General features: G+C 46.9%; 21 protein-coding genes and 1 riboswitch. Of the genes, 19 read left to right on the top strand and 2 right to left on the bottom strand.

The window, feature by feature from the left end; genetic code table 11:
* Nucleotides 1-8 precede the first annotated feature (8 nt).
* Nucleotides 9-557: a CvpA family protein gene (locus AC58VC_RS12235; protein WP_497369063.1), complete on the top strand. Its 549-nt coding sequence runs from the start codon at nucleotides 9-11 to the stop codon at nucleotides 555-557.
* Nucleotides 558-660: 103 nt separating this feature from the next.
* On the opposite strand, the gene AC58VC_RS12240 is transcribed toward AC58VC_RS12235, so the two are convergent.
* Together AC58VC_RS12240 and AC58VC_RS12245 are read right to left on the bottom strand one after the other, a co-directional pair.
* The gene (locus AC58VC_RS12240) at nucleotides 661-1,050 is read right to left on the bottom strand and encodes a cupredoxin domain-containing protein (protein ID WP_497369064.1); all 390 of its coding nucleotides are present in this window, start codon (nucleotides 1,048-1,050) and stop codon (nucleotides 661-663) included.
* A 194-nt stretch (nucleotides 1,051-1,244) separates the two neighbouring features.
* Nucleotides 1,245-1,613 (bottom strand): phage holin family protein, encoded by a 369-nt coding sequence (locus tag AC58VC_RS12245; RefSeq protein ID WP_161408761.1) that lies wholly within the window; start codon nucleotides 1,611-1,613, stop codon nucleotides 1,245-1,247.
* A gap of 248 nt (nucleotides 1,614-1,861) precedes the next feature.
* On the opposite strand from AC58VC_RS12245, the gene AC58VC_RS12250 reads away from it, so the two are divergent.
* The 18 genes from AC58VC_RS12250 (at nucleotide 1,862) to cobS (ending at nucleotide 18,585) form a co-directional block, all read left to right on the top strand.
* A complete protein-coding gene (locus AC58VC_RS12250) occupies nucleotides 1,862-4,222 on the top strand; it encodes an endonuclease MutS2 (RefSeq protein ID WP_497369065.1) in 2,361 nt (786 codons plus the stop codon).
* Nucleotides 4,223-4,360: 138 nt separating this feature from the next.
* Nucleotides 4,361-5,041, top strand: coding sequence for a PspA/IM30 family protein (locus AC58VC_RS12255; protein ID WP_497369066.1), 681 nt, complete (start codon nucleotides 4,361-4,363; stop codon nucleotides 5,039-5,041).
* 115 nt (nucleotides 5,042-5,156) lie between these two features.
* Nucleotides 5,157-5,576 carry a DUF350 domain-containing protein gene (locus tag AC58VC_RS12260; RefSeq protein WP_497369067.1) on the top strand — a complete coding sequence of 140 codons (420 nt, stop codon included), beginning with the start codon at nucleotides 5,157-5,159 and terminating at the stop codon, nucleotides 5,574-5,576.
* Between the two features lie 136 nt (nucleotides 5,577-5,712).
* The gene (locus AC58VC_RS12265) at nucleotides 5,713-6,213 is read left to right on the top strand and encodes a hypothetical protein (RefSeq protein ID WP_497369068.1); all 501 of its coding nucleotides are present in this window, start codon (nucleotides 5,713-5,715) and stop codon (nucleotides 6,211-6,213) included.
* Nucleotides 6,214-6,332: 119 nt separating this feature from the next.
* Entirely contained in the window at nucleotides 6,333-7,649 is a 1,317-nt protein-coding gene (locus AC58VC_RS12270; protein ID WP_497369069.1) for an MFS transporter, read from the top strand.
* An 82-nt stretch (nucleotides 7,650-7,731) separates the two neighbouring features.
* Nucleotides 7,732-8,640, top strand: coding sequence for a cysteine synthase A (gene cysK / locus AC58VC_RS12275; RefSeq protein WP_497369783.1), 909 nt, complete (start codon nucleotides 7,732-7,734; stop codon nucleotides 8,638-8,640).
* Nucleotides 8,641-8,788: 148 nt separating this feature from the next.
* The gene (locus AC58VC_RS12280) at nucleotides 8,789-9,058 is read left to right on the top strand and encodes a hypothetical protein (protein WP_497369070.1); all 270 of its coding nucleotides are present in this window, start codon (nucleotides 8,789-8,791) and stop codon (nucleotides 9,056-9,058) included.
* A 178-nt stretch (nucleotides 9,059-9,236) separates the two neighbouring features.
* Nucleotides 9,237-9,728, top strand: coding sequence for an Lrp/AsnC family transcriptional regulator (locus AC58VC_RS12285; RefSeq protein WP_145666976.1), 492 nt, complete (start codon nucleotides 9,237-9,239; stop codon nucleotides 9,726-9,728).
* A 15-nt stretch (nucleotides 9,729-9,743) separates the two neighbouring features.
* On the top strand, nucleotides 9,744-10,949 hold the full coding sequence (locus AC58VC_RS12290) for an aminotransferase class I/II-fold pyridoxal phosphate-dependent enzyme (protein ID WP_497369071.1): 1,206 nt from the start codon (nucleotides 9,744-9,746) through the stop codon (nucleotides 10,947-10,949).
* Between the two features lie 67 nt (nucleotides 10,950-11,016).
* Nucleotides 11,017-11,283, top strand: a complete 267-nt coding sequence (locus AC58VC_RS12295; RefSeq protein ID WP_127457311.1) for an aspartyl-phosphate phosphatase Spo0E family protein — start codon at nucleotides 11,017-11,019, stop codon at nucleotides 11,281-11,283.
* Nucleotides 11,284-11,344: 61 nt separating this feature from the next.
* Nucleotides 11,345-11,875 carry a hypothetical protein gene (locus tag AC58VC_RS12300; RefSeq protein ID WP_497369072.1) on the top strand — a complete coding sequence of 177 codons (531 nt, stop codon included), beginning with the start codon at nucleotides 11,345-11,347 and terminating at the stop codon, nucleotides 11,873-11,875.
* A gap of 31 nt (nucleotides 11,876-11,906) precedes the next feature.
* A riboswitch (cobalamin riboswitch) is annotated at nucleotides 11,907-12,071 on the top strand.
* Between the two features lie 156 nt (nucleotides 12,072-12,227).
* Entirely contained in the window at nucleotides 12,228-13,241 is a 1,014-nt protein-coding gene (locus AC58VC_RS12305; protein WP_497369784.1) for an ABC transporter substrate-binding protein, read from the top strand.
* Nucleotides 13,242-14,279, top strand: coding sequence for a FecCD family ABC transporter permease (locus tag AC58VC_RS12310; protein ID WP_497369073.1), 1,038 nt, complete (start codon nucleotides 13,242-13,244; stop codon nucleotides 14,277-14,279).
* 5 nt (nucleotides 14,280-14,284) lie between these two features.
* On the top strand, nucleotides 14,285-15,061 hold the full coding sequence (locus AC58VC_RS12315) for a heme ABC transporter ATP-binding protein (RefSeq protein WP_497369074.1): 777 nt from the start codon (nucleotides 14,285-14,287) through the stop codon (nucleotides 15,059-15,061).
* 26 nt (nucleotides 15,062-15,087) lie between these two features.
* Nucleotides 15,088-16,167, top strand: a complete 1,080-nt coding sequence (gene cobT / locus AC58VC_RS12320) for a nicotinate-nucleotide--dimethylbenzimidazole phosphoribosyltransferase (protein ID WP_497369075.1) — start codon at nucleotides 15,088-15,090, stop codon at nucleotides 16,165-16,167.
* Between the two features lie 27 nt (nucleotides 16,168-16,194).
* Nucleotides 16,195-16,767 carry a bifunctional adenosylcobinamide kinase/adenosylcobinamide-phosphate guanylyltransferase gene (gene cobU / locus AC58VC_RS12325; protein ID WP_497369076.1) on the top strand — a complete coding sequence of 191 codons (573 nt, stop codon included), beginning with the start codon at nucleotides 16,195-16,197 and terminating at the stop codon, nucleotides 16,765-16,767.
* Between the two features lie 37 nt (nucleotides 16,768-16,804).
* Complete coding sequence (gene cbiB, locus AC58VC_RS12330; RefSeq protein WP_497369077.1) at nucleotides 16,805-17,779, top strand: adenosylcobinamide-phosphate synthase CbiB; 975 nt, start codon at nucleotides 16,805-16,807, stop codon at nucleotides 17,777-17,779.
* Nucleotides 17,755-18,585, top strand: a complete 831-nt coding sequence (cobS, locus tag AC58VC_RS12335; RefSeq protein ID WP_497369078.1) for an adenosylcobinamide-GDP ribazoletransferase — start codon at nucleotides 17,755-17,757, stop codon at nucleotides 18,583-18,585. Before cbiB ends, cobS begins: the two co-directional genes overlap by 25 nt.
* Nucleotides 18,586-18,597: the final 12 nt, after the last annotated feature.

An 18,597-nucleotide genomic window follows, 5' to 3' on the forward strand; every position in this document is an offset into this window, starting at 1 on the left:
GAGTGATTATGAACAAGTTAGATTATATGTTACTCGCTATAGTCGTTTTGGGTTTACTGATTGGTTATTTTAGAGGCTTTATCGCTCAGATTGTATCAGTCGCTGGGTTTGTGCTTGCTTACTTAGTAGCCTTTTATTTTTACAAGGATTTTGCGCCGCTACTTCGGAGTGCTATCTCCCTACCCACCTATGAAAGTTATCAGAAATACGAATTTATCGTAAAAGGGCTCAATCTAGATACCTATATCTTGAATGCAATAGCCTTTGCCATCTTGTTTTTTGGGGTTAAATTCGCACTGGTATTCATCGGAAGAGCATTAAATATTTTAGCTAAAACGCCAGGCTTGAATGTCATTAATCGTTGGAGTGGGGCGTTGCTTGGCTTAGCTGAAGCGCTCTTGATCGTCATTATCGCCGTGAATGTCATTACGATCATCCCATCGGATGGGCTTCAAAAGCTGCTCTCGAGCTCAGCAGTAGCTCCTTATCTCATTAATGAATTACCCAACGTTGCAGGTAAATTGCAAGAACTCTGGAAGCAAGGGATTCCCATATGAAAGCTGCCGATTTCTATTTTTATAGAAAAAGGCGGCTTTTATTATGTCTGTAACATAAAAAATGCCTTACCGCGGGTAGCTGCGATAAAGCATTGGAGAATTGTTATTCAACAATCAATGTTGTTTTCATGTTGGCATGACCGTTTCCACACATGATGGAGCAAGTGATAGGAAATGAACCCGCTTTGTCCGGTGTAAACGTAAATGTTTTGTTGCTGTTATCAAGTTTAACGCTGAATTCTTTAATAGATGCACCGTGAACACCTTGCGAGTTATCAAGAGTAATAGTGACAGGCTGACCTTTTTTTACGCGATATTCTGCTTGATCAAATTGGAAGTTAGTTGCTTTCAAAACCACGTTTTGACCACCAGAGGCAGCTTGCGTGGTTGCAGCTGGAGAAGTTGTTTCTGCTGGTTTGGACTCTTTACTTCCACAAGCAGTGATTGCAATAACTATAGCAACTCCCATTAAAAGCACGAGTAGTTTTTTCATAATACCCTCCGACTATAAAATGTATTTGTTTTCCTCTCAATTGTACATTACTCATTTGGAAAAAACAGTGACAAACTAGTGAAAGAGTTCGGATGGGTTTGAAAAAAGGAAAAGATCGGCCCGGCGGTTGGATACGCAGCAGACCGATCTTTTTTGGGCTTTATCATGGCTATCAGGACAACAAACTGATACAGTTATCGACGATCTTCTCTACCTGTGATCCCTTGTTCGAAAGGGGTTTTCACGGGAATGAATAAGTCGATGATCCCAATGACTAAAGCGGCTAAAATCGCACCTATAATGCTCGTTGTAACATTGCTTACGACAAACTGGGCCGCCCAGATGACCAGCGCACTCACCAGAAAGCCTACGATTCCTCTGCCAAAGGGAGTGATTTGCTTGCCAAAGATTCCTTCAATGATCCATGCAGCAATGGCAATGACCAATGCAAGGAAAAACGCGCTCCAGAATCCGCCGACTTGAAATCCTGGCACTAACCAACTTACAAACATTAATACCAAAGCAGACACAATAAACCTGACCAGATGTCCTAGAAGATGCATTCAAGAACCTCCTTTTTTCTACGATGAAACAAAGCGCTCTCATGCGTAGAAAAGATGTTTTTGTTGAATTTTGCTTGGTGTGTTTGACTTTTATTTCGATTCCTTGGCAGAAGGAATAGGTGCACAAATTAGTGTATCCAACTTTGGCACAGATTATGGTAGGCAGCATCTTCCATATAACAATTGTCTCCGTAGCTAATCATACGCAAAATGGTTTATAATATAGGATAGAAATGAGGTTGGGACAGTTGAATAAGAAAATTATTAAAACATTAGAATATGCGAAAATTTTACATAAACTAGCTCATCATGCGGCTACCTCTCTCGGGAAGGATGCTGTCCAAAATCTTGAACCGATCGGGGATTTTGAACTCGTTAAGCTGCGGCTGCAAGCAACCGATGAAGCGGTAAATGTAGAACGATTGAAAGGTAACGCCCCATTTGGCGGGATACGTGACATTCGATCTTCCTTGCACCGTGCAAGAATTGGCGGGATGTTGAATCCGGCGGAATTGCTGGACATCTCGACGACGATGTTTGGTACCCGCAGGCTAAAAAGATTTATTCTGGCTGTTCACGAGGAATATCCGATTCCGATGCTCAAGGGGCAGGTGGAACTACTTACTGAGAATAAGTCATTAGAAGATAAAATTAATAGCTGCATTGATGAGAATGCTGTGGTTGTTGATAGCGCAAGCATTGAACTAGGACGTGTGCGTAGTGAGCTGCGAACGGGCGAGAGCAGGGTACGTGAGCGTCTGGAGCAGATGCTGCGCAATTCATCGATACAGAAGATGTTGCAGGATGTGCTGATCACGATCCGCAACGATCGATACGTTATTCCGGTAAAATCGGAATATCGTTCTAACTTCGGCGGGATGGTTCATGATCAATCGGCATCTGGCGCGACTTTATACATTGAACCGGACGCTATTGTTCAGTTGAACAATAAGATCCGTGAGCTTAAGTTCAAGGAAGAAGCGGAAATTGAGAAAATTTTGCGCGCCTTGACTGCACTTGTGGCTGAACAGGTAGATGTTCTTGTTTACGATGTAGATCAGTTGGCTGAGCTGGATTTTACATTCGCCAAAGCTGGTCTGGCTAGAGAGCTAAAGTCTACGATGCCAAGGTTGAATGACCGAGGATTTATCAAAATCAAGCGCGGTCGTCATCCGCTTATCGCGGCAGAACTCGTTGTTCCGCTTGATTTGGAATTAGGGAATGATTTTTCGCAAATTATTGTGACCGGACCGAATACAGGGGGGAAAACAGTTTCTCTCAAAACCGTGGGTTTATTAAGTTTGATGGCGATGTCAGGCTTGTTTGTACCCGCGGAAGAAGGCACTCAATTATGTGTATTCGATGCTATTTATGCCGATATTGGGGATGAACAGAGCATCGAGCAGAACCTAAGTACCTTTTCAAGTCATATGACTAACATCATCAGCATATTACGGGATATGACGCCTAAGAGCTTAGTGCTGCTTGACGAACTTGGCGCGGGAACAGATCCTGCTGAAGGGTCTGCACTGGCTATCTCGATTCTTGATTATATACACCAAATAGGCTGTAGAATCATTGCGACGACCCACTATTCGGAGCTCAAGGCTTATGCGTATCAGACAAAAGGCACAATAAACGCGAGTATGGAATTTGATATCCAAACCTTGAGTCCAACTTATCGTTTGCTTGTAGGTGTTCCTGGGCGAAGCAACGCGTTTGCGATAGCTGAACGTCTTGGTTTGTCACGCCGAATTATTGAGCATGCGCGCACCCAGGTTGGCGAAGAGGATAAACGCGTAGAGTCGATGATCGCTTCCCTCGAAGAGAATCGATTAGTTGCCGAAGCGGAACGTGAGAGTGCTGAGAGGCTGCGTCACGAGGCGGAAGAGATGCGCCGAACGCTAGAGGCTCAGCAGCTGAAGTTCGATGAGCAGCGCGATAAGCTGCTCGAGAAAGCAGAACGCGACGCGCGTGAGGCTGTCGCCAAGGCGCGCCGCGAGGCGGACGAAGTGATCGCCGATCTGCGGCGCATGGCACAAGAAGAAGCCGGTGGGGTCAAGGACCACCGGCTGGTTGAAGCGAAGCGCCGCCTCGATCAGGCGGCGCCAGAACTGCGCGAGAAGCAAGTTCGCGCGGCGAAGAAGCGGCCTGAGAGAATCGAGGCCGGTGATGAAGTGCGTGTCGTGAGCCTGGGTCAGAAGGGTCACGTGGTCGAAATCGTTAGCCCTACGGAAGCAACTGTGCAGCTAGGGATTATGAAAATGAAGGTTGAGATAACCAACCTCGAGAAAATAGGCAGCCCTGTTCAGAAGAAACCGGCCCATCAGGCGGCAATTACGGTCAAACGAACAAGGGATGACAGCATTCGCATGGAATTGGATATGCGCGGGTTGAACATGGAGGAAGCGATGATTGAGGCAGACCGCTTCCTTGACGAATCTTTCCTTGGCAATCTGGGGCAAGTGTACCTGATTCATGGCAAAGGAACAGGTGTGCTGCGCACAGGCATGCAGGAGTATCTGCGCCGCCACAAACACGTGAAAAGTTACCGCATGGGGAACTACAATGAAGGCGGAGCCGGAGTAACGGTTGTGGAACTGAAATAACTTTTAAAAATATTTTCAACTTTTTGAAACTCATTCTTTGGGATTGCGTATTTAATGTGTGTAAGCACCGGTGATTAGAAAACAAAACGCAACACCAATTATAAAATAAATAAGGTTTAACCTTAGGAGGAATTCAGAATGGGTATTTTTAAAAGATTACGTGATATGACGATGGCTTCGGTGAATGACTTGCTGGACAAAGCAGAAGACCCGGTTAAGATGTTAAACCAGTTTTTGCGTGATATGGAAGAAGACATTTTGGAAGCAGAATCTGCAGTCGCTAAGCAAATCGCTATCGAGAAGAAATTCAAGCTTCAATACGAAGAATCAGAAGAAATGGTTACCAAACGTACAGAGCAAGCTATGAAAGCTCTTGAAGCTGGTAATGAAGATTTGGCCCGTCGCGCTCTGGAAGACAAGAAAGAGCAGCAAGTTCGTTTCGATGAGTTGAAACGTCAATATGATCTTGCCAAAACCAATGCGGATCAGCTTCGCGATCAGTTGACTGAGATGAAAGATGAGTTCAACAAAATGAAAAACAAGAAGGATTTGTTGATTGCCCGTGCTGAAACAGCAAAAGCGCAAAAACAAATCAATCAAGCGATGTCCGGGTTTGGTACAGACAACGCAGCCAAAGGCTTTGACCGCATGAGCGAGAAAGTGCTTCAAATGGAAGCTGAAGCACAAGCAAGCGGCGAGATTCGTTCCAAAAACCGCAGCCTGGACGATGAGCTCGAAGGACTTGGCGCAAGCAAAAGCGGCATCGATGATGAATTGGCAGCTATGAAAGCAAAGCTTGCTGAAAAAAAACAATCTTAATGATATACTAATAGTACCTGCGAGAGACTGAGCCTAACTCAGTCTCTTCTACCGTATATAGGGATTTTTAAATCAAGGTTTAAACTCTCTACGTGGAAGGAAGGCAGGAGACGATATGAATGAAGAGGTGGATGTGTTGCTGAGTAATCCGTATTTATCGACGCTTGCATTTTTTGCAGTTGCTGTCATCGCGCTTGTGATATTTTTAACGATTTTCGAAATGGTCACAAAGTATGATGACTGGGCAGAGATCAAAAAAGGTAACCTCTCTGTGGCAATGGCGACAGGCGGGAAAATTTTTGGGATTTGTAACTTGTTCCGGTTTGCCATTTTGAATAATGACACGATGATTCACTCTCTTATTTGGGCAGGCTACGGATTCTTGCTGTTGCTGGCAGCCTACTTCATTTTTGAGTTCTTAACACCTTATTTTAAAATTGATGAAGAAATCAAAAAGGATAATCGTGCTGTAGGTTTCTTGTCTTTGACGCTATCTGTCTCCCTATCTTACGTAGTGGGCGCGTGCGTAACTTAGAATCATACATAGTCTTGGAGGCTTGAACATGAAATACCTGTGGGGCACCTTGTTTGCTATTGCCTTTGTATTTATGGCGGCAGGGATTTATTATTTAATGAAATTTGCTTGAGTGCAATAGATGGAGGATTACGTCATGAGTGCGAATGAAGAAGTTGTTTGTCCTTGGTGCCAAACGGAGATCGTTTGGGATCCGGAGATTGGGCCGGAGGATGAATGCCCGCATTGTTTTAACGAGTTGAATGATTATCGCAGTATTGATTTGAAAGTGAAATTAACGGGTCAACCGCTCCGTTTTCAAGAGCAGGAGTTTCCAGATGCTGATGAGGATTTGTCTTTGGCATGGGATGACTCGGATGAGCCGCTTGATAAATATGGAGAAAAGGTACAGCATATCACAGATGAGCAAGAAGAAGCTCCGGAATGCTCGAACTGTCACGAACTGCTTCTGCTTGCCGGGAATGAAATCGTAAATGAATCTTCCTTCACACCAACCATTCCCAAGACGCTGGGCAGCGCGTTCCTGACGGCACCATTCACGATGAATGTATATGTATGTCCATCCTGCTTTAAAGTTGAAAAAGTATTGTCCGATACAGACCGATTACTGATGGTTGAACGCATTAAATCGGAGTAAAGAGCAAACCGAGTCCTCATGGATTCGGTTTTTTTATTCTGGAAATACCTCATACTTTCACCTGAATAGGGAAGCTTAACTAGAACTATTTCTTATCCGAGGGGAAAGGTGAGGGAAGTATGCACAATGATGAGAGCATGCAGCGAAGGCATCTAGGTAAAGGGAAAGAACGACAGAAGGGTAATTATTTTGAGGATCGCGATAAGCAGCCTGCTCAGGAAAATAAGTCGGAAGCAAAAAAAGGTCGATTGGACTCACAGGCGATTCTTCTGCTTATTGTTCATACGCTATTTGGCAGCGCAAATGCGCTGTCGGGAACTTTCGTTGGCGTCTATTTGTGGAAGGCCAAAAATGACTACGCTTTAATTGGCTGGTTCACATTGGCGACTCATTTGACGATGGCCATCACCTTCTGGTTAGCAGGGAAATGGGTGAAAGAGCATAATAAAATGAACTGTTTGCGCATCGGCGTAGCCATTTCGGCCGTCTTTTATATGCTGGTTCTGTGGTTAGGGGCCAACAGCTTTCAATATTTTGTTTGGCTGGGCATCGTGCAAGGAATTTCAGCAGGGCTGTTCTGGGTTGCTTTTAACGTTGTTTATTTTGAAGTGACGGACCCTGACAATCGAGATCGATTTAACGGTTCAGTAGGGCTGCTTGGAGCTGGAGCGGGCATTATTGCGCCATGGATTTCAGGTTTATTGATTGTAAGTTTGGGAGATATCAAGGGCTACCGGTTAATCTTTTCGATTTCGCTCGGTATCTTTCTGTTAGGTGTAGTGATTAGCTTTTTTTTGAAAAAGAGAAAAGTACAAGGAACCTACGAATGGATGTTCCCTATTCGAAGTCTTCGGCAAGCGGAAACGCCTTGGAAGCGAGTTAGCTTGGCCCTAGTTTTTCAGGGCGTTAGGGAAGGTGTCTTCGGTTTCATGATCGCTCTGCTCGTTTATATTTCCACTTCAAGTGAAGCGAGTCTTGGGAACTTTGTGTTGATTACGTCAGCGGTCTCTTTAGTAAGCTTCTGGGCCGCAGGCCGATTTATAAAACCTCGTTTCCGGAAGGTTAGCATGTTTATCGGCGCAACTATGGTGGTAGCGATCATTCTTCCTTTTTTCTGGAAAATGGGATATAGCACTTTGCTGATTTTCGGATTGGGGTCAGCGCTTTTCTTTCCTATGTACTCCGTACCGATGGTATCGGCTGTATTTGATCTAATTGGTTCGACGGAAGAAAGCGCAAAGCAGAGAGAAGAGTATATTGTGCTCCGTGAGCTTGCCTTGAATGTTGGCAGGGTCTGCGGTGTTCTGCTATTCATAGGTGTGATTTCGTGGAGCAAAACGCCACTTGTCATTAATGTGCTTTTATTAATTATTGGCAGCTCTCCGCTTTTTAGCTGGTATTTTATGAAAAAGCAGTTATCCGCAATTAAAACTTGACATATCTTAGACTTCCCTATGAAAATGTGGATAGTGTTGGTTATTGGGAAGAGGAGGGGGGCAACCCTTGTCACATAAAAAAATGGTGAACAGCATCACAGAGCTAATTGGCGATACGCCAGCAGTCCGCATTCATCGATTGGTGGAGCCTGGTGATGCAGAGTTGTATGTAAAGCTTGAATATTTTAACCCAAGCGGCAGCGTGAAAGATCGGGCGGCTTTTAACTTAATCGAGCAAGCAGAAAAAAACGGACTGCTCCGTCCGGGCGCAACGATTATCGAGCCCACCAGCGGCAATACGGGCATTGGTCTGGCTATGAACGCCGCAGCCAAAGGCTATAAAGCGATTCTCATCATGCCGGATAACATGTCAAAGGAACGGATTAACCTGCTCAAGGCCTATGGCGCAGAGGTTGTCCTGACGCCTGCCGCGCTGAGGATGCCAGGAGCTATTGCCAAAGCACAGGAGCTAAGGGATCAAATCCCGAACAGCTACATCCCTCAGCAGTTCGAGAATCCTGCTAATCCGAGCATTCACCGGGTTACGACGGCCCCTGAGATTTTGGAGCAAATGGAAGGGCGTCTGGATGCTTTCATTGCTACTTCAGGCACCGGTGGAACCATCACGGGAACGGGAGAGGTGCTCCGCGAGAAGCTGCCGAACATACAGATTTATGTGGTGGAGCCAAAGGGGTCTCCGGTTCTATCAGGAGGAAGCCCAGGGCCGCATAAGCTTGTTGGCACGAGTCCAGGCTTTGTACCCTCTATTTTGAATACGAGCGTTTATGATCAGATTGTACAAGTTACGGATGAGGATGCGATCAGCACGATGAAAGACTTGGCTAGTAAAGAAGGTATTCTCGTAGGACCGTCCGCTGGAGCATCGGTTTGGACGGGGTTGGAAATTGCCCGTAAGCTTGGAACGGGGAAAAGGGTGCTTTGCATTGCACCGGATACGGGTGAAAGATATTTAAGTATGGACCTATTTTGAATATAGGCCAGGCAAGGAGTGCGGCTTACTGGATCGAAACGTCCAGAAGTCGTATTTTTTTTATAATCCGAGAAAAATATTGAATAAAAATTCATTATTGAGTATAATTATAGAAGTAACAAAGCGATTGCAGAGAGGTGGATTTACCTTGAAATTAGCCTACATTAATGGACATCCCGCAAATGATCAACTCAATGAGTTTATACAGACATATACAAGTGAATGCATAACAACCGGTGCTCAAAATCAAGTGAACTGGAACCAGCTAGAATCTCAGAATGTGATTTCTGTGTATGATGAGAATACGCTTGTTGGTATTGGCTGCATGGCTAACGAACCGAATATCCATGTGCGACCTACGTATGAGCACCGTGAAATTGAACATATGGTTGCTAAATTGCTGAAAGCTGGAATCTAAGTTGGTTGAAAAGGTATAAGCTGCCTGGTTCAGGCGGCTTTTTTTTGTTCTTTGGCAGGAAACATCATTTATACACAAATTATCTGAAAATTTGATGAGCGGAGTAATTGAATTAGGACAGCAATTCATTGTAAGATGAAAGGATGAATGAATACGATCTCAGAAAGGTTGGTTAACCATGGATGCTTTGAAGCTTAAAATTCTCGAATTACTGAAAGAAGACGCCCGCCGGAGTGCGGAACTCATCGCCACGATGTTAGGAACAGCGGAGGACGAGGTGGCGCGAGCGATAAGCGAGATGGAAGCGGATAAGGTCATCGTCAAGTACGCCACAGTTGTTAACTGGAGCAAAGTAGATGACGAAAAGGTTACCGCCCTAATTGAAGTGCAAATTACGCCTGAACGCGGACGCGGGTTCGACGCTATTGCGGAACGGATCTATTTATATCCAGAAGTTAAATCTGTGTATCTCATGTCTGGCGCTTACGATTTACTTGTAGAGATCGAAGGCAGTTCTCTTAAACAAGTCGCTTCATTCGTATCTAACAAGCTATCACCCATTGACCGCGTGCTTTCAACTAAAACGAATTTTATCTTAAAAAAATACAAACAAGACGGCATCATTTTCGAGGATCAGGCAGATGATCATCGGATGCTTGTCTCTCCGTAAGGAAGAGGTAACGCCATGATCAAAAATGAGACAATCGTAGAGCCGAACAAAGTGAAATCGATGCAAGGTTACCTTGCTCCTGCCGTACGTGAAATGAAGCCATCAGGTATTCGGAAGTTTTTTGATCTAGTTAGCAACAGTAAGGATGATATTATTTCTCTTGGCGTAGGGGAGCCCGATTTCTCAACCCCTTGGCACGTCCGTGAAGCAGCTGTTTACTCTTTAGAGCGCGGCAGAACGAAATATACACCAAACTCAGGGATTCCTGAACTTCGTGAAGCGATTGCGGATTATTTGTACACGTCATTTAAAGTGAAATATGAGCCGTCCAATGAAGTTCTGGTGACCGTCGGAGGCAGTGAGGCCATTGACTTGGCATTGCGTGCTTTGATTACGCCGGGGGACGAGATTCTAATCCCAGAACCTTGCTACATCTCTTACTCGCCAATTACGAGTATTAGCGGCGGTGTTGCTGTCGGAATCGAAACATTCGCGAAGGACCAGTTCAAACTAACGGAGAAGGCTCTCCGTGACGCCATTACACCACGCTCCAAGATTTTAATTCTATGCTATCCAAGCAATCCTACTGGCGGCATAATGACTTATGAGGACTGGCTGCCAATTGCCAAAGTTGTCGAAGAGAACGATCTTATTGTCATTTCGGATGAGATTTACGCGGAATTGACTTACGGTCAGAAGCATGTGAGTTTTGCAGCTGTTCCCGGTATGAAAGATCGGACGATTCTAGTCAGCGGCTTTTCCAAAGCTTTTGCGATGACTGGCTGGAGAATGGGATACGCATGCGGTCACCAAGAGTTGATCTCGGCTATGACCAAAATTCACCAGTATACGGTGATGTGCGCACCTGTTATGGGGCAAGTTGCTGCACACGAGGCTCTGACGAATGGTTTAGAAGAGAAAGACCGCATGATAGAATCCTACAATCAACGCAGGCGTCTGGTTGTCAAAGGGTTCCGCGATATTGGGCTTGAGTGCCATGAACCGCAGGGTGCTTTCTATGCCTTCCCAAGTGTTATTGCCACAGGACTAACTTCAGATGAATTTGCACAGCGACTTTTATTCGAAGCTAAAGTTGCTGCTGTACCGGGAGATGTGTTTGGATTAGGTGGGGAAGGTTTCTTGCGTTGCTCCTATGCGTATAGCGTTTCTCAACTGAATGAAGCCTTGGAGAGAATCGGAAAATTTCTAAGAAATTTGTAATTCTATACGAAAAATCTATGTTCATTATTCGCGAAAACTGGTATTCTTGTAATAAGGAGGGATGAGCATGGCTTTCATGGAATACCAACTATCAACCTATCGAAAACATTTACAAATCAATGAACAAGATTTCGAACAACGTTGGTTGACTAAGCGTGCTAAGAAACGTAACTCCCTAAACTTATTAGAAGAAGAGATTCATTCTCTACGGCGCAGGTTAGAACAGATGGTTCTAGACGGGGAAGAAATGACATCCGAATCCGTCGTGGAACTCAGTACGATACTTGATCTCAAAATAAATGAATATATGAATAATTGGAAGAAAAGTCGGTGAAAACCGACTTTTCTCGCGACTATCGATAGATTAAGATCGTATACGGAGGTACTTTTACAACATGAAATTGAAATTGATAATGGTAGTGCTGGTGTCGGCGCTTATGGTGATGCTCGCGGGTTGCGGAGGACCGAAGCCGGATGTTTCAATATTTGTAATGGGTCAAAATGGGTTCCCAAGTGATGCGGGTGAGAAGTTGGAGGCATCTTTGAAATCGAAGATCGGCGAGGTTCCTACCGTCAAACTGAATACATCCCCTATTTTCTCCATGGAAAAAATGGTTGTTGAACTAGCGGCAGGAGGAAATGGCATCTTTATTCTTGCTGATGAGCAATTTAAAGCATTAAGCCAACAAGCTGGGTTCGTATCTTTGGATGAGACGATTAGCCCTTCTGATTATCCGGACGGGGTTGTCGAAATCACGGAAGAGGGCAAGCCTGCAGAAAAGCATTTGTATGGGATTCCGCTCTCAGGGAACAAGTGGATGAAGGAGCAAGGATTTGAAGGAAAAGGACTTATTGCTTTCATACCTGTCAATGCGCCGAAGCTAGAGGAAGCCAAGAAAGTACTTAAGGTTATTGCACAAAAGTAGCAAGAAGTCTATAATCGACAATTAGATTGATAGTCAAATATGCAGCCAATGGTGTCGGCAACGAATTCAGAAATGAAGATCATTGCCGCTTAAAAGGGAAGCCGGTTAAAGTCCGGCGCGGTCCCGCCACTGTAATCCGGAAGGTACGTATGTATAGCCGGAGAGCCAGGATACCTGCCATGGTGCCGTTACGACATCCTTCGAGGAAAAGGATCGCGTTAAATCAGGAGGCAACGGGTTCGTTGCTGAGTACCGCGATTTATCGTCCCCTTTGTTCCTTAGGAACAGAGGGGCTTTTTATTTTGGGTCAACCGAAATCAAATGTTTCAGAGAGAGAGGTTACATCATGCAAATGAATAAAAAAGGGATGAAGAGGGCGCTAATCCTAACGGTTGCTTTAGCGACGGCAGTTAGCTTAGCAGCATGCGGTAAGCAAGAAGTGGAAATTACTAACCCATCCAAGCTTGGTGGAGAGGCAACAACGGCGCCTACGCCTTCTGCATCAACAGCTGCGACTTCCAAAAAGACGGCGTATCCGCTGAAAATTAAAGATGCAACGGGGAAAGAATTCACTTTTGACAAGGCGCCAGAGCGGATAGCATCTGTTTCGCCAGCAGAAACGGAAGCCCTTTTTGCACTTGGATTGGATGCTAATATTGTCGGTGTTTCCGATTTCGATGATTATCCGGAAGCAGCGAAGTCAAAGCCCAAATTAGGCAGTATCACAAAGCCCAACCAGGAAGCCTTGATCGCCACGAACGCGAATATTGTGTTTACAGGTGTCTCAATGAAAGAAGATACGGTTAAACAGCTGCGCGAGTCGAACATTAACGTGTTTAAAGTGGAGCCCAAGACGTTGGATGATGCGATTGCGAACATTGAAACTTATGGTTTGATTACAGATCATCAAGAACAAGCTGAGAAAATAGTCTCCAAGATGAAGGCAGATCGTCAGAAAGTTGTCAATGCCGTGAAAGACGTAAAACAAGAAAATAAGAAAAAAGTATACATAGAGTTCAGTCCAGGCTGGACAGTCGGCAGTGGCGAATTCATGGATGAGCTGATCAAACTTTCGGGTGGCATTAATGTAGCTGGCGATGGCAAAGGCTGGTACCAAATCAGCGAAGAGAAAATCATCGGGCAAAACCCAGCTGTTATTCTCTTTGCGAACGGTGTTGTAGATAGCAAAAGCAAGAAATCGCTGGATGAAATTATTCGTACGCGAAGCGGATGGGATGCTATTGAAGCTGTGAAGAACAAACAGGTAATCGGTCTTGACCAGAACCTGCTGAGCCGTCCGGGACCGAGATTGACCGATGGACTGCTGGAAATGGCGAAAGGCATATATCCTGAACTGGTGAAATAAATGAAAAAAAAACTTATGCTGTGGGGAGGAGTAGGAGCTATACTCCTTCTTCTTTCTATTTTGGCAAGTTTATCGCTGGGAACGGCCAATCTTCCAGTTCTCCAAATTGCGGGCATCCTAGGGAAGCATATTCCATGGGTTGGTCACTATATCGACGTTACCTGGCAGCAGTCATCGGAGCAAATCATCAATAAGGTGCGTTTACCTCGCGTATTGCTTGGGATTCTTGTAGGGGCCTCTCTCTCCGTTGCTGGAGCTGCTTTCCAAGGCGTTCTGCGCAATCCGCTGGCAGATCCTTATGCGCTGGGAGTTTCTTCAGGCGCTTCGGTCGGGGCGGCGTTTTTAATCTATTTTGGGCTGCAAATGGCTTTGTTTGGGCAATGGTCGATTCCGATTGTTGCTTTTGTAACGGGACTCATTTCACTTTTCCTCGTTCTTAAGCTGGCTCAGATCGATGGCAAGCTGAAGATGGAGACGCTTATTTTGTCTGGCGTTGTCATGCAGGCTTTTCTTGGCGCGATTGTTTCCTTTATGGTTTCGATTTCCAAGCAGGTCATTAATGAGATTGTTTTTTGGTTAATGGGCAGTTTGGCGATGCGGGGATGGCCGTATATAACGATTATTTCACCATATTTAGTCATTGGTTTAGTCATACTGCTTAGCTATGCAAGATCATTGAACTTGCTTGCGCTAGGAGAGCGGCAGGCCTCCCATTTGGGAGTGAATGTTGAACGTACGAAGCTGATTGTGCTAATTGTAGCTACCTTCATTACGGCAGCAGCTGTCTCTGTAGCAGGCGTTATCGGTTTCGTAGGGCTTATCATTCCGCACTTAGTTCGTCTAATCGTGGGTCCGGACTATCGTCTCATAATTCCTTTATCCGCCATTGGAGGTGGCATTTATGTCTTGTGGGCGGACACGCTCGCTCGCACTTTGCTAAGTCCGACGGAGATTCCGCTTGGTGTTATCACGGCGTTTTTGGGCGCGCCATTTTTTGCCTATTTGCTACATAAGGATAAGAAAACGTTAAGAGGTTGAAAAAGATGATTAAAGTGGAGCAGCTTTCCCAAAGCTTTCATGAACGGTCGGTACTTGAAAATATTAGCTTTGAGGTCAAACACGGCGAGTTTTTTGGTATTATTGGGCCAAATGGCAGCGGGAAATCGACGTTACTTCGCCTTCTTTCCGGGATTGATCCGGTTAAAAAAGGTTCTGTAGAGCTGGAGGGTCGACAAACATCTGCCTATTCACGCAAGGAACTAGCCAGATGGCTGGCAGTTTTGCAGCAAGATGCACTGCCGCCTGTTGGTTTTACAATTCGTGAAGTTGTGGAAATGGGCCGTTATCCCTTTCAGAATTGGCTTGGTGAGGATATAGCGGAAGCAGAGCAATTAATCGAAGCTATCATTCGGAAGCTGCATCTGCAGCCGCTTGTTGAACGAACGATTGAGCGTCTCAGCGGCGGTGAGAGGCAGCGGGTAGCGCTTGCGAAAGTCATGGCCCAACAACCGCGACTACTCATGCTAGATGAGCCTACAACCTTTTTGGATATTGGATATCAAGTGCAGATGATGGATTACATTCGGGAATGGCAGCGTGAGTCGCAGTTAACCGTTGTGGCTGTTCTGCATGACTTGAATTTGGCCGCACAATACTGCACACGGCTGATGGTGATACATAACGGAGAGCTGGCAGCGATAGGAACGCCTGAAGAGATCATCACTAGCAAGTTAATTACCAAGGTCTACGGAACAGAACCCATTGTTCTGCAGCACCCTGCGAACCAAGCACCACAGATATTATTGCAACCAGGAAAATAATCAACTTGGTAACGGAGGAATAGAAGATGAGTAATTTGCAGGCGATTATCAGGGCCATCGAACCCATTCATGCAGATGTGGTGAAGCAGGCGAACGATCACTTGGATCAATTAACTAAACCGCAGGGAAGCCTAGGTAAATTAGAAGATATTGCGCGGCAAGTTGCCGGGATTACCGGTGAAGTGAAGCCACTTTTCGATAAAAAAGCGGTCATCGTGATGGCTGGCGATCATGGTGTTTGTGAGGAAGGCATCAGCGCGTTCCCAGCGGAAGTCACACCGCAGATGGTACTGAACTTCCTTCATGGCGGAGCAGCAGTTAATGTGCTTGCCAGACATGCAGGAGCAGACGTTGTTTGCGTTGACATGGGGGTCAATGCAGATCTGGAGCATCCGAACTTGGTTTCACGCAAGGTGAGAAAAGGTTCGCGCAATATGGCGCGTGAAGCGGCACTTACATTGGATGAAACGGTGCAAGCGATTGAGGCAGGTGTCGAGTTAGTGGATGACCTAGCGCATAAGGGCTATCGCCTTTTCGCAACCGGCGAAATGGGGATCGGCAACACAACGGCTAGCGCAGCGATTCTATGCGCATTGTCAGGCGTAGATGCTGAAATATCCGTAGGACGCGGCACGGGCATTGATGATGCGAAATGGCTGCATAAGCGGACTGTTGTCAACAAGGCGCTCCACGTGAACGGGCTTCGCCCGGCTAAGGACAACGCCAATAGCACAAGCGGCGACTTCGCGCTTGAGGTGCTCAGTAAAGTCGGCGGATTGGAGATCGCCGGACTGGTTGGCGTGATTCTTGGCGCAGCGAAGAATCGCTGCCCGGTAGTCGTCGACGGTTATATCTCGTCGGCGGCAGCGCTTGTGGCGAGCCGATTAGCCCCGCTAAGCGCGTCTTACATGCTCGCCTCGCACTTATCTCAAGAGCAGGGACATGCGAAGATGCTCGAGGCGGTGGGCCTCTCTGCGATGCTGCAGATGGATATGCGCCTAGGCGAAGGAACAGGCGCGGTGCTTGTCTTTAACTTGATCGAAGCCGCAGGCAAGATCATGAGAGAGATGGCGACATTCGAAAGCGCAGGCGTGTCGCGGGAGTAGACAGCATAAGAAGGAGGCGAAGGCGCCATGGCGGTTCTAGTAACGGGCGGCGCGCGCAGCGGCAAGAGCTCTTTCGCTGAGAAGCTCGCGATGCATCGCAGCGAGCACGGGATCTATATCGCGACCTCCCACATCTACGATGAGGAAATGAGGGAGCGGGTTCGTCTGCACCAGCAGACGAGGCTCAGCTCGGGGTATCCATGGGATACCCGTGAGGAGCCGTATGGGCTGTGCGAGCTCTTGAAGCAGCTAGGCGAGAGTGGCGAGGAGGCCGTTGTCTTGGTCGATTGTTTGACACTCTGGCTAAGCAACTGGCTGCTTCAGTTTGAGGGTGAGCAGGATGCTTCCGCCTTGGTGATGAAGCAAGTTGACCAACTGGTAAATACGGTGTCGGATTACCGCGGACAACTCATCTTGGTTACGAATGAAGTCGGCGACGGTATTGTGCCGGAATACCCGCTGGGTCGCAGCTTCCGCGACTTAGCTGGGAGAATGAATCAGCGGTTAGCTGAGGTATGTGAGCAGGTATTCCTAGTAACGGTCGGGATACCCGTAGAACTAAAAAAAATGGCTTACCGGCTGGATGATGGATGCAACTAGCTTTAAGAGCATGGAATGAACGGTGCGGTGATTAGTGATGTGGATTTATTCCTGGCAGGAGATCGTCAGTATGACGGCTGCTGCCATTGTACTAGATTGGTTCATTGGCGATCCCAGATGGCCGACACATCCCGTTATCCTTATTGGGCGTTGGATACGCTGGATGGAAGACTTGCTGCGCAAAAAAAGCGACTCTACCTTTCATGAGAAGTTTAAAGGAGTCCTGCTTACAACTACTACTGTTTTGGTGAGCTTCGGCAGTGTGTTTATTCTCATTCTTGCCGCACGTTCGATTCACGAATGGCTCGGTTATGCCGTCTGTACGTGGTTGATTTCAACGACGATTGCGATCAAGGGACTAAAGGATGCCGCTTATCTCGTATACAATCCGCTGCGTAAAGGCGAACTTGCCGACGCTCGCAAGTATACAGGCTACATCGTCGGCCGCGATACGGATGCCTTGGGCGAAGAAGAGCTCACGCGCGCGGTTGTGGAAACCGTGGCGGAGAACATTGTCGACGCAGTGATCTCGCCGCTCTTTTATGCGCTGATCGGCGGAGCGCCGATGGCTATGCTGTACAGGGCATCGAATACGCTGGATTCGATGGTCGGCTACCGAAATGACCGTTACCGTCATTTCGGCTGGGCGTCGGCCCGGTGGGACGACGTCATGAACTGGATCCCGGCCCGGCTCACCGGCCTCCTGCTGGTTCTCGTCGCCCTGCTGCAGCCGGGCCTCTCGGCGAAGCGCGCAGCGGCGGCGATACGCCGCTTCGCGCACCTGCACCCCAGCCCGAATAGCGGAATTCCGGAGTCGGCGGTCGCCGGGGCACTCGGAATTGAGCTTGGCGGGCTGAACATCTACGGCGGCGTCTCGAACGAGCGCGCCCGCCTGGGCTGGCCGCTGCGTCCGCGGACGCAGCAAGATATTGTCTACGCCGTTAGAATGCTCTACGGCGTCAGCTTTGTAGTGATGGGAGGATTGCTGTGCATACTGCTCGTATTGTTCTAGATTGGCTGCGTGCTTGCATCGCAGCCTTTCAATTTCTAACGCGTTTGCCGATTCCTGTGCAAATGACTTATACAGACCTTGTCTTCCGGCGCAGTGTGATCTTCTATCCGTTAGCCGGCGGTGTGATAGGTCTCTTGCTGCTTCTCGCGAGTGAAGGGCTAGGTCTGTTCCTGCCCCCACTCCCAGCAGCTGTGCTGCTTCTGGGACTTTGGGTCGTCTTAACAGGCGGGCTGCATCTGGATGGGCTAATGGACACTGCAGATGGTATCCTCAGTCACAGGCCGCGTGAGCAAATGCTTGAAATTATGAAGGATAGCCGTGTTGGAGCCATGGGTGTCATTGTTGCCGTCCTTCATCTGCTTCTCAAGTTCGCGCTTCTCTATACGCTGCTGGAGTCCAATCAGTGGGACGGAGCCACCGGAAGTATGGGATACTTGCTGCTGGCAATTGTCCCTATTTGGAGTCGGTGGTTTATGACAGTGGCTATTCAGGGATGGCCTTATGCGCGCAAAGATTCGGGTTTGGGCAGCTTTTTCCAGGGAATTACGAAGTGGCAAGTTGTTATTTCGTTATTAGTAGCCCTGTTTACAACAACTATATTTGTTCAGTTTAACGATACAACTCTTGATACAGCGATTTGGCCTGTGCCTATCTACTTTGCCTGCGCCACATTTATGGCAGGATGGTTAATTGCAAGCTATATAAGCCGTAAATTAGGGGGACTAACGGGAGATACCTATGGTGCTTTGAATGAGCTGCTTGAAGCAATTCTCCTGCTTGGCGTCGTTATTTGTGCAACCCCATAAAGAAAGGAGTGA

This window comes from Paenibacillus sp. J22R67 (assembly GCF_059692175.1).

Excerpts from the sequence above, each read along its gene's own strand:
- AC58VC_RS12305 (WP_497369784.1), top strand. The coding sequence starts at position 12,228 with ATGAATAAAAAAGGGATGAAGAGGGCGCTAATCCTAACGGTTGCTTTA.
- AC58VC_RS12315 (WP_497369074.1), top strand. The coding sequence starts at position 14,285 with ATGATTAAAGTGGAGCAGCTTTCCCAAAGCTTTCATGAACGGTCGGTA.
- AC58VC_RS12310 (WP_497369073.1), top strand. The coding sequence starts at position 13,242 with ATGAAAAAAAAACTTATGCTGTGGGGAGGAGTAGGAGCTATACTCCTT.
- cbiB (WP_497369077.1), top strand. The coding sequence starts at position 16,805 with ATGTGGATTTATTCCTGGCAGGAGATCGTCAGTATGACGGCTGCTGCC.
- AC58VC_RS12255 (WP_497369066.1), top strand. The coding sequence starts at position 4,361 with ATGGGTATTTTTAAAAGATTACGTGATATGACGATGGCTTCGGTGAAT.
- cysK (WP_497369783.1), top strand. The coding sequence starts at position 7,732 with ATGGTGAACAGCATCACAGAGCTAATTGGCGATACGCCAGCAGTCCGC.
- AC58VC_RS12245 (WP_161408761.1), bottom strand. The coding sequence starts at position 1,613 with ATGCATCTTCTAGGACATCTGGTCAGGTTTATTGTGTCTGCTTTGGTA.
- AC58VC_RS12290 (WP_497369071.1), top strand. The coding sequence starts at position 9,744 with ATGATCAAAAATGAGACAATCGTAGAGCCGAACAAAGTGAAATCGATG.
- AC58VC_RS12285 (WP_145666976.1), top strand. The coding sequence starts at position 9,237 with ATGGATGCTTTGAAGCTTAAAATTCTCGAATTACTGAAAGAAGACGCC.
- cobU (WP_497369076.1), top strand. The coding sequence starts at position 16,195 with ATGGCGGTTCTAGTAACGGGCGGCGCGCGCAGCGGCAAGAGCTCTTTC.
- cobT (WP_497369075.1), top strand. The coding sequence starts at position 15,088 with ATGAGTAATTTGCAGGCGATTATCAGGGCCATCGAACCCATTCATGCA.
- AC58VC_RS12235 (WP_497369063.1), top strand. The coding sequence starts at position 9 with ATGAACAAGTTAGATTATATGTTACTCGCTATAGTCGTTTTGGGTTTA.
- AC58VC_RS12240 (WP_497369064.1), bottom strand. The coding sequence starts at position 1,050 with ATGAAAAAACTACTCGTGCTTTTAATGGGAGTTGCTATAGTTATTGCA.
- AC58VC_RS12295 (WP_127457311.1), top strand. The coding sequence starts at position 11,017 with ATGGCTTTCATGGAATACCAACTATCAACCTATCGAAAACATTTACAA.
- AC58VC_RS12260 (WP_497369067.1), top strand. The coding sequence starts at position 5,157 with ATGAATGAAGAGGTGGATGTGTTGCTGAGTAATCCGTATTTATCGACG.
- AC58VC_RS12265 (WP_497369068.1), top strand. The coding sequence starts at position 5,713 with ATGAGTGCGAATGAAGAAGTTGTTTGTCCTTGGTGCCAAACGGAGATC.
- AC58VC_RS12300 (WP_497369072.1), top strand. The coding sequence starts at position 11,345 with ATGAAATTGAAATTGATAATGGTAGTGCTGGTGTCGGCGCTTATGGTG.
- AC58VC_RS12270 (WP_497369069.1), top strand. The coding sequence starts at position 6,333 with ATGCACAATGATGAGAGCATGCAGCGAAGGCATCTAGGTAAAGGGAAA.